The sequence below is a fragment of the Klebsiella sp. Ech2A genome (assembly GCF_030078455.1).
GTDB classification, from domain to species: domain Bacteria; phylum Pseudomonadota; class Gammaproteobacteria; order Enterobacterales; family Enterobacteriaceae; genus Klebsiella; species Klebsiella terrigena.
Window position 1 is genome coordinate 1 of the sequence record NZ_JAQGFU010000389.1, and the last position, 1700, is coordinate 1700.

At 65.5% G+C, this 1700-nt stretch carries 2 protein-coding genes; both read left to right on the forward strand.

Features of this window, described 5'->3' with window-relative positions; all coding sequences use genetic code 11:
- On the forward strand, positions 1-947 hold a 947-nt coding region (locus tag PFH44_RS27295), incomplete at its 5' end, for an MFS transporter (RefSeq protein ID WP_283826792.1).
- A gap of 13 nt (positions 948-960) precedes the next feature.
- Positions 961-1700, forward strand: a 740-nt coding sequence (locus tag PFH44_RS27300; RefSeq protein ID WP_283826793.1) for a glycerate kinase, incomplete at its 3' end; no start/stop codon positions are given.

Genomic DNA, 1700 nt, shown 5'->3' on the forward strand with positions numbered 1-1700 from the left:
ACCTCGGGGCGGGCTGGGGCGAACCGGTCGGCGTCAGCAATACCGCCGAATGGTGGCCGAAAGAGAAACGCGGCTTCGCGCTGGGGGTCCACCATACCGGCTATCCGATCGGCGCGCTGCTGAGCGGAGTAGTCGCCAGCCTGGTGCTGACCACCTTCGGCGAAGGCAGCTGGCGCTACTGCTTCCTGCTGGCGCTGATTGTCGCTATCCCGCTGATGATCTTCTGGGCGAAGTATTCCACCGCCGATCGTATCAATACCCTTTACCAGCATATCGAACAGCAGGGGATGACGCGTCCGGCAACGCAGGAAAGCAGCCACGTCGAAAAAGGCGAAGGAATGCGGACCTTCCTGCGCACCTTGCGAAACCGCAATATCTCGCTTACCGCGGGCAACACGCTGCTGACGCAGATTGTCTATATGGGCATTAACGTCGTCCTGCCCCCCTATCTCTACCACGTCTCCGGCCTGTCTCTGGCCTCCGCCGCCGGCTTAAGCATCGTCTTTACCCTCACCGGCACGCTGGGACAGGTGATCTGGCCGTGGCTATCGGACAGCCTGGGCCGCAAGCGCACGCTGATCATCTGCGGGCTGTGGATGAGTATCGGCATCGCACTGTTCTACTTCGCTACCAATATGCCGCGGCTGATCGCCATCCAGCTCTTTTTCGGCCTGGTCGCCAACGCCGTATGGCCGATCTACTACGCCATGGCGTCGGATTCCGCCGATGAACGCGCCACCTCCACCGCCAACGGCATTATCACCACCGCGATGTTTATCGGCGGCGGGATTTCTCCTCTGTTGATGGGCTGGCTGATCCAGCTGGGCGGCGGCTGGTCGAACCCGGCGGGCTACATATACGCCTTCTTCACCATGGCGGGATGCGCGCTGCTGGGCATGCTGCTGCAGCTGATGACCACCGATAAAACGCCGCGCCAGGCGCAGTAAACCAGGAGAACCCATGAAAATTGTCATCGCGCTGGATTCGTTCAAAGGCAGCTGTAGCGCGCAGGCGGCCTGCGCCGCGGTCGCCAGCGGGCTACGCCGCGTCGGCGCGCCGCTGACGCTGGTGGAAATGCCGGTATCGGACGGCGGCGAAGGATTGCTGACGACGCTGGCGGAAAGCCCGCAGCTCGGCGCCGCGACCTGGCAGCGGCACCTTTGCCGCGATCCCTACGGCCAGCCCGTCGAGGCGGCGCTGCTGCTGCTGCCCGGCGGCCAGGCGATTATCGAGATGGCGCAAAGCTGCGGGCTGGAGCTCACCCCTGCGACGCGGCGGGACGCGCGCCGCGCCAGCAGCTACGGGCTGGGCCAGCAGGTGAAAGCGGCGCTGGACGCCGGCTGCCGGCGGCTGATTATCGGGCTGGGGGGCAGCGCCACCAACGATGGCGGCATCGGCTTCGCCCAGGCGCTCGGCGCACGCTTCTGGTGCGCGGACGGTTCGCTGCTGCCGGCCGCCGCCGCGGGGCAGGATCTGGCGCGCATTCAGCGCATCGACCTGAGTGAAATGGACCCGCGCCTGCGCCATGCCGAGGTGCAGGCCTCCTGCGACGTCAGCAACCCGCTGCTGGGTGAACAGGGCGCCACCTGGATTTACGGCGCGCAAAAAGGGGCGGACAGCGCGGCGCTCAGCGAGCTGGAAGCGGGTATGACCCACTATAACCGGCAGCTGATGCAGACGCTGGGCTACGACGGTCCCTT